We start from the raw sequence: 7,749 nt of genomic DNA on the forward strand, positions 1-7,749 counted from the left end.
CGGCGGGAGCGCGACGGCCCTTCCGCGTCGACAACCCCCAGAAGAGGTCTGATGGGATGACGGATAGCCGTCCGGTCCTGACGATGACCGGGATCAGCAAGTCCTTCCCCGGGGTGCGCGCACTCCACGACGTCAACTTTCGGCTCTTTCCCGGCGAGGTGCACGCCCTGATGGGCGAGAACGGCGCCGGCAAGTCGACCCTCATCAAGGTGCTCACCGGTGTCTACGACACCGACGCGGGCGCGATCACCCTCGACGGCGAGCCGGTGTCCTTCAGCGGGCCGATGCAGGCGACGGCCGCCGGGGTGAGCACCGTCTACCAGGAGGTCAACCTCTGCACCAACCTGTCGGTGGCGGAGAACATCTTCATCGGCCGGGAACCCCGGCTCCTCGGGGCCGTCCGCTGGGGTGAGGTCCGCCGCCGCGCCCGTACGCTGCTGACCCGCCTCGACCTCGACCTCGACGTCAGTGCGCCGCTCGGTTCGTACTCCCTCGCGATCCAGCAGATGGTCGCCATCGCCCGCGCCATCGACATCAAGGCCCGGGTGCTGATCCTGGACGAGCCGACGTCCAGCCTCGACGCGGGTGAGGTCGCGCAGCTGTTCCGCATCATGCGCCAACTGCGCGACGAGGGCATCGCGATCCTGTTCGTGACGCACTTCCTCGACCAGGTCTACGAGATCGCCGACCGCATCACAGTGCTGCGTAACGGCGGGCTCGTCGGTGAGTACCAGACCGCCGAACTGCCCCAGCTCAGCCTCGTCGAAAAGATGATCGGCAAGGAGCTCGACGCCCTGGAGGGCATCGAGGAGAGCTCCCGACGGGACCTGGCCACGCTTGAGGAGGGCACGCCGCTGGTGGCGGTGTCGAACTTCGGCCGGTCCGGCGCGGTCGAGCCGTTCAGCCTGACCATCCATGCCGGCGAGGTGGTGGGTCTGGCCGGCCTGCTGGGCTCCGGGCGTACCGAGGTCGCGCGGCTGTTGTTCGGCGCCGACCGGGCCGACGGCGGTCAGGTGGTTGTGGACGGCTCGTCGAGCAGTCTGCGTACGCCCGCGCAGGCCATCGACCAGGGTGTCGGGTTCTGTTCGGAGAACCGTCGCGCGGAGGGCATCGTGCCCGACCTGTCGGTCCGCGAGAACATCATTCTCGCCATGCAGGCCGCCCGCGGCTGGCTGCGGCCCATTCCGCGTCGCCGTCAGGACGAACTGGTCGACAAGTACGTCAAGGCCCTCAACATCCGGCCCGCTGACCCGGAGGTGCCGGTGCGCAACCTGTCCGGCGGCAACCAGCAGAAGGTGCTGCTGGCCCGCTGGCTGATTACCGAGCCACGGCTGTTGATCCTCGACGAACCGACCCGGGGTATCGACATCGGCGCGAAGACCGAGATCCAGAAGCTCGTGACGCAGTTGTCCGACGGCGGGATGGCGGTGCTGTTTATCTCCGCCGAGCTGGAGGAGGTGCTGCGCCTCAGCCACAAGGTGGCAGTGATGCGGGACCGGCAGATGGTCGCCCAGCTCGCCAACGACGACGACCTCGACGCCGACCGCGTCATGCAGACCATCGCCAGCGGATCCCACCGGGAGGAGGCAGACCGATGAACGACACAATGGGCCGCTACCGGACGATGATCGGTCACCGGCTGTTCTGGCCCGCCGCCGTGCTGGTCGCCATGCTCGCCGCGAACACGATCTACCGGCCCGGGTTCCTGTCCGTCGAACTCAAGGACGGGCACCTGTACGGCACGCCGATCGACATCCTGCGGCTGAGCGCACCGCTCATCCTCGTCGCGCTGGGCATGACCCTTGTCATCTCGACCGGCGGCATCGACCTGTCGGTCGGGTCGGTCTGCGCGATCAGCGGCGCGATCGCCTGCATGTACATCAGCAAGCAGCCCGACCAGAACAGCCTCACGGTGGTGCTTACCGCTCTCGCGATGGCGCTGGGTGTGGCGCTCGTGCTCGGCGCCTGGAACGGGGTGCTGGTGGCGGTGATCGGTATTCAACCGATCATCGCCACGCTGATCCTCATGGTGGCCGGCCGGGGTCTCGCCCAGCTGATCACCGAGGGTCAGATCATCACGATCAACTCGGAGCCGTACCGGGCGATCGGTCTGGGCCACGCGCTGACCCTGCCGCTTGCCATCTTCATCGCCCTCGCCGCAGCCCTGCTGGTGGCCGCCTTCACCCGACGGACCGCCCTCGGCATGATCATCGAGTCGGTGGGTGGCAACGCCGTCGCCAGTCGGCTCGCCGGCATCAGATCCGCCCGGGTCATCTTCCTCACGTACGTGATCAGCGCCGCGTGCGCCGCGATCGCCGGTTTCATGATGACGGCCAACGTCTCCAGCGCCGACGGCAACGCCGCCGGCCTCTGGGTCGAACTCGACGCCATCCTCGCGGTGGTCATCGGCGGCACGTCCCTCGCGGGCGGCCGGTTCTTCCTCAGCGGCACGATCCTCGGCGCGCTGATCATCCAGACCCTCACCACAACTGTGTACGCAATGAACATCTCGCCGCAGACCGCGCTGCTGTTCAAGGCGGTCGTCGTCATCGCCGTCTGCCTCATCCAGGCGCCGGCCTTCCGGGCCCGGTTCGCCCGCCGTAGGCGAAACGCTCCGCCGCCCGCCGCCGTCGCCGACAAGCCGAAGGAGCAGGTGCCGGCATGACCACTGGATCACTCACCGCCGGCCGCGCCCGGTTCCGGCTGCCGAGGCGGCAGATACCGGTCCTGGCGACGCTCGCCCTGCTCCTGGTCATGTACGGCATCGGGGTGTCGCAGTACACGGCGTTCTCCAACGTGCAGGTCATCTTCAACGTCTTCATCGACAACGGTTTCCTGCTCGTCGTCGCGGTGGGGATGACCTTCGTGATCCTCACCGGCGGTATCGACCTGTCGGTGGGGTCGGTGGTCGCCATGACCGCGATGGTGTCGGCCTGGCTGCTCCAGGGGGGTATGCCGGCGCCGTTGGTGCTCGTCATCGCCCTGCTCATCGGCCCGACGCTCGGTCTGCTGATGGGCTGCGCCATCCACTTCTTCGAGATCCAGCCGTTCATCGTCACGCTCGCCGGGATGTTCTTCGCCCGGGGCATGTGCACGTTCATCTCCGGCTCGTCCATCCCGATCACCGACGGGTTCTGGACCAGGATGTCGCAGGAGCGGATCGGCGACCCCAAGGGCAACTTCGTCTCGATCAGCGTGCTCATCGCGTTCGCCGTGGTGGCCGTGGCCGCGTACACGCTTGCCTACACCCGGCTGGGGCGCAACGTGTACGCCATCGGCGGCAACCCGCAGTCGGCGCTGCTGATGGGCCTGCCGGTGGGGCGGACCCGGATCGCCGTCTACACGATCAGTGGTCTGTGCTCGGCGATCGGCGGCATCCTGCTGTCCTTCTACACGCTCTCCGGCGCGCCGCTGATCGCCGTCGGCATGGAGTTGGACGTCATCGCCGCCGTCGTCATCGGTGGCACCGTGCTGACCGGTGGTTCCGGGTACGTCTTCGGCACGGTGCTCGGCGTACTGGTCCTGGGCGTGATCCAGACGCTCATCACCTTCGATGGAAGCCTCAACTCCTGGTGGACCAAGATCGTGATTGGGGGTCTGCTCTTCGTCTTCATCCTCCTGCAGCGCCTCATCGGAATCCGTTACAAGTGACCGCCCCTCTCGCGGAAGGCAACCCCATGGCACCACACCCCGAACCCGTGATCTGGTTCCTCACCGGCAGCCAAGGCATGTACGGCGAGGAGACGCTCCGGCAGGTCGCCGAGCAGTCCCGCCAGATCGCGGCCGCGCTCGACGACTCGCCGCAGATCCCTGCCCGGGTGGTCTGGAAGCCGGTCCTGACCAACAGCGGCGAGATCCTCCAGATCTGCCGCGACGCCGCCGCTCAGGGCGCGATCGGGGTCATCGCGTGGATGCACACCTTCTCCCCGGCGAAGATGTGGATCGCCGGCCTGGACGCGTTGCAGACGCCGTTGCTGCACCTGCACACCCAGGCCAACGTCCTGCTCCCGTGGGACGACATCGACATGGACTTCATGAACCTGAACCAGGCCGCCCACGGCGACCGCGAGTTCGGGTACATCCAGACGCGTCTCGGTGTGGCCCGCAAGACCGTCGCGGGGCATGTCAGCGACCCGAGGGTGACCAGCCGGGTCGGCGCGTGGGCGCGGGCGGCCCTGGGTTGGTCGGCGATGCGGTCGCTGCGCCTGGCCCGCTTCGGTGACAACATGCGCGACGTCGCGGTGACCGAGGGCGACAAGGTCGAGGCGGAGCTGCGCTTCGGGGTGTCGGTGAACACCTACGGCGTCAACGACCTGGTCAAGGTGGTCGGCGAGGTCACCGACGCGCAGGTCGACGACCTCGTGAAGGAGTACGAGGACACGTACCGTGTCGTCCCGGCGCTGGTGGCCGGGGGTGAGCAGCACGACTCCCTGCGGTACGCGGCCCGCCTGGAGCTGGGCATGCGCGCCTTCCTGGACGCCGGCGGGTTCCGGGCGTTCACCACGAACTTCGAGGACCTCGGCGGGCTGCGTCAGCTGCCGGGCATCGCGGTGCAGCGGTTGATGGCCGACGGTTACGGCTTCGGCGGCGAGGGCGACTGGAAGACCTCCGTGCTCGTGCACACCCTCAAGGCGATGTCGGTGGGCGTGGAGGGCGGCACGTCCTTCATGGAGGACTACACCTACGACCTCACCCCCGGCTCGGAGCTGGTGCTCGGTGCCCACATGCTGGAGGTCTGCCCGACCATCGCGTCCGGCGTACCCAACGTGGAGATCCACCCGCTGAGCATCGGCGGGCGGGAGGACCCGGTGCGCCTCGTCTTCGACGCCGAGCCCGGCCCGGCTGTGGTGCTGGGGCTTGCCGACATGGGGGAGCGCTTCCGGCTGGTGGCAAACGAGATCGACGTGGTGACGCCGCCGCAGCCGCTGCGCCGACTGCCGGTGGCACGGGCCGTCTGGCGTCCCCGACCCGACCTGCCTGTCTCGGCCGAGGCGTGGATCACCGCTGGCGCTCCCCACCACACGGTGCTGTCCCAGGCAGTCGGCGTGGAGGAGTTGCACGACCTGGCCGAGATGAGCCGTACCGAACTCGTCGTCATCGACGCCGACACCGAGCCGCGTCGCTTCGCCGACGAGATCCGGTGGAACCAGGCCTACTACCGGTTGGCGCGCGGCTTCTGACCCACGCGGCAGCACCTTCCCAGACGGGTGGGGCGTCCTCACCGGCCGTTGTCGGCCGGGACGCGCCACCCGTCTGCGCGTGCGCCTAGCACGACCGCGAGCCAGCTGTGTTACGTCTTGACTAAGGGCGTGTTATCGCTCACAGTCTATAACCAAGACAGTCAATGTCTGCGGCTGACCCGCCCGCGAATCGCGTCCGCACCCCGGTTTTCACTGATTGCCGCCCTCGCGGCACGGGGAGCGATGTTAGCGATCACATCGGTCGGGCCCGTGGCCAGGCACGGCACCCCGCCCGGTGCCGGGGGATGCCGGCCCAGACCGCTTCGGTTCGCGTTCTCGAAGGAGGATCATGGTTGCCATCGGTCGGGTTCCCTGGGCCACACCACCCGCGCGTCGGCGCGGGTGGTTGCGGCGGCTCACCGCCGCCGCGGCGGCGGTGCTGGTGGGCGGCACGCTCACCGCGGTGGCCGCGTCACCCGCATCGGCAGCGACGGTGGACACCAACGCCTGGTACGTGTTGGTGAACCGCAACAGCGGCAAGGCGCTGGACGTGTACAACCAGGCCACGAACGACGGCGCGCGGATCACGCAGTGGGCGCGCAACGACGGCGCGTGGCAGCAGTGGCAGTTCGTCGACTCCGGCGGCGGCTACTACCGGCTGAAGTCCCGGCACTCCGGCAAGGTGCTCGACGTCTACAACTTCTCCACCGCCAACGGCGCGTCGATAGTGCAGTGGGCCGACGGCAACGGGGTGAACCAGCAGTTCCGCCTGGCGGACTCCTCGGGCGGCTACGTGCGACTGATCAACCGCAACAGCAACAAGGCGGTCGAGGTGCAGAACGCCTCCACCGCCGACGGCGGCAACATCGTGCAGTACGACGACTGGGGCGGCAACAACCAGCAGTGGCAGCTCGTTCAGGTGGGCAGCGGAGGCAACCCCACCACACCGCCGCCGACGACTCCGCCCCCGACGGGCGGGACGTACACCAACCCGGTCGTTTGGCAGGACTTCGCCGACGTCGACATCATCCGGGTGGGCGACGCCTACTACATGTCGGCGTCCACAATGCACTACTCGCCGGGCGCTCCCGTCCTGCGCTCGTACGACCTCGTCAACTGGGAGTTCGCCGGGCACTCGGTGCCACGCCTGGAGTTCGGGTCGAAGTACGACATGAGCGGCGGTAACGCGTACGTCGACGGGATCTGGGCGTCGACGCTGAACTACCGGCCGAGCAACAGGACGTTCTACTGGGCCGGGTGCATCGACTTCGCGCAGACCCACATCTACACCGCCAGCGCCGTGGACGGCACCTGGAGCAAGCACACCACAATCCCCAACTGCTACTACGACGCGGGGATGCTCATCGACGACAACGACACCATGTACGTGGCGTACGGCAACGGCACCATCAGCGTCGCCCAGCTGTCCGCCGACGGGAAGTCGCAGGTCCGCGCCCAGCAGGTGTACCAGACGCCGTCGAGCATCGGGACGCTTGAGGGCGCGCGCTTCTACAAGCGCAACGGCGCCTACTACATCTGGCTCACCCGACCGGCCAACGGCCAGTACGTGCTGAAGTCGACAAACGGCCCGTTCGGCCCGTACGAGCAGCGCCAGGTGCTGCTCAACCTGCCCGGCCCGATCTCCGGCGGCGGGGTTCCGCACCAGGGCGGACTGGTGCAGACCCAGAACGGCGACTGGTACTACATGGCGTTCGTCGACGCGTACCCCGGTGGTCGGATGCCCGCCATGGCGCCGATCACCTGGACCGGCGACGGGTGGCCCGTCCTGCAGACGGTGAACGGCGCGTGGGGCAGCTCGTACCCGAAGCCGAACCTGCCCGCCGCGCCCCGGGCGGTGAAGCCACTCACCGGCACCGACACGTTCTCCGGCACGACCCTCGGCCCGCAGTGGGAGTGGAACCACAACCCGGACACCAGCCGGTATTCGGTGAACAACGGGCTCCGCCTGCAAACCGCCACCGTCACCGGCGACCTGTACGCCGCCCGGAACACGTTGACGCACCGCATCCAGGGCCCCACCTCCACCGCCACCATCGAGCTTGACTACTCGACGATGCGCGACGGTGACCGCACGGGCCTGGCGGTGCTGCGCAACTCGTCGGCCTGGATCGGCATCCGGCGGGACAACGGTTCCACGCGTCTGGTGATGCAGAACGGCTTGACGATGGACAGCAACTGGAACACCACCAGCACCGGCAGCGAGGTGGCGAGCACCGCCGTCTCCGGTGGCCGGATCTGGTTGCGCGCCAACGCCGACATCAGACCCGGATCCGGCCGTCAGGCCCGCTTCTCGTACAGCACCGACGGGGTCAACTTCACGTCGTTCGGCAACGCCCTGACGCTCGCCAACAACTGGCAGTTCTTCATGGGCTACCGGTTCGCCATCTTCAACCACGCCACCCAGGCGCTCGGGGGAGCGGTGACCGTCAACCGGTTCGACCTGACGACACCGTGACGCCTGTCACACAGCTGTCGATCTGACCGGTGGCGGGGGGGGGCCGCCAGGCGGGATGAAACGCGGGGCGCCCGCCACAGCGAGGGCCGCGGG

The 7,749-nt window shown here is 68.2% G+C and carries 5 protein-coding genes; all 5 read left to right on the forward strand.

Annotation, left to right across the window (positions count from 1 at the left end):
- The first annotated feature begins 56 nt into the window (after positions 1 to 56).
- The 5 genes from ACPXB1_RS16015 (at position 57) to ACPXB1_RS16035 (ending at position 7,656) form a co-directional block, all read left to right on the forward strand.
- Positions 57 to 1,598, forward strand: coding sequence for a sugar ABC transporter ATP-binding protein (locus tag ACPXB1_RS16015; protein ID WP_355628010.1), 1,542 nt, complete (start codon positions 57 to 59; stop codon positions 1,596 to 1,598).
- Positions 1,595 to 2,665, forward strand: a complete 1,071-nt coding sequence (locus ACPXB1_RS16020; RefSeq protein WP_425735472.1) for an ABC transporter permease — start codon at positions 1,595 to 1,597, stop codon at positions 2,663 to 2,665. The genes ACPXB1_RS16015 and ACPXB1_RS16020 overlap by 4 nt, the downstream gene beginning before the upstream one ends.
- A complete protein-coding gene (gene yjfF / locus ACPXB1_RS16025; protein ID WP_355628005.1) occupies positions 2,662 to 3,651 on the forward strand; it encodes a galactofuranose ABC transporter, permease protein YjfF in 990 nt (329 codons plus the stop codon). Before ACPXB1_RS16020 ends, yjfF begins: the two co-directional genes overlap by 4 nt.
- Before the next feature lie 26 nt (positions 3,652 to 3,677).
- Positions 3,678 to 5,180 (forward strand): L-arabinose isomerase, encoded by a 1,503-nt coding sequence (gene araA, locus ACPXB1_RS16030; RefSeq protein ID WP_425735473.1) that lies wholly within the window; start codon positions 3,678 to 3,680, stop codon positions 5,178 to 5,180.
- A 349-nt stretch (positions 5,181 to 5,529) separates the two neighbouring features.
- Positions 5,530 to 7,656: a family 43 glycosylhydrolase gene (locus tag ACPXB1_RS16035; RefSeq protein ID WP_355598106.1), complete on the forward strand. Its 2,127-nt coding sequence runs from the start codon at positions 5,530 to 5,532 to the stop codon at positions 7,654 to 7,656.
- Positions 7,657 to 7,749: the final 93 nt, after the last annotated feature.

This window comes from Micromonospora sp. DT68 (assembly GCF_049847245.1).
Taxonomy (GTDB): Bacteria; Actinomycetota; Actinomycetes; order Mycobacteriales; family Micromonosporaceae; genus Micromonospora; species Micromonospora profundi.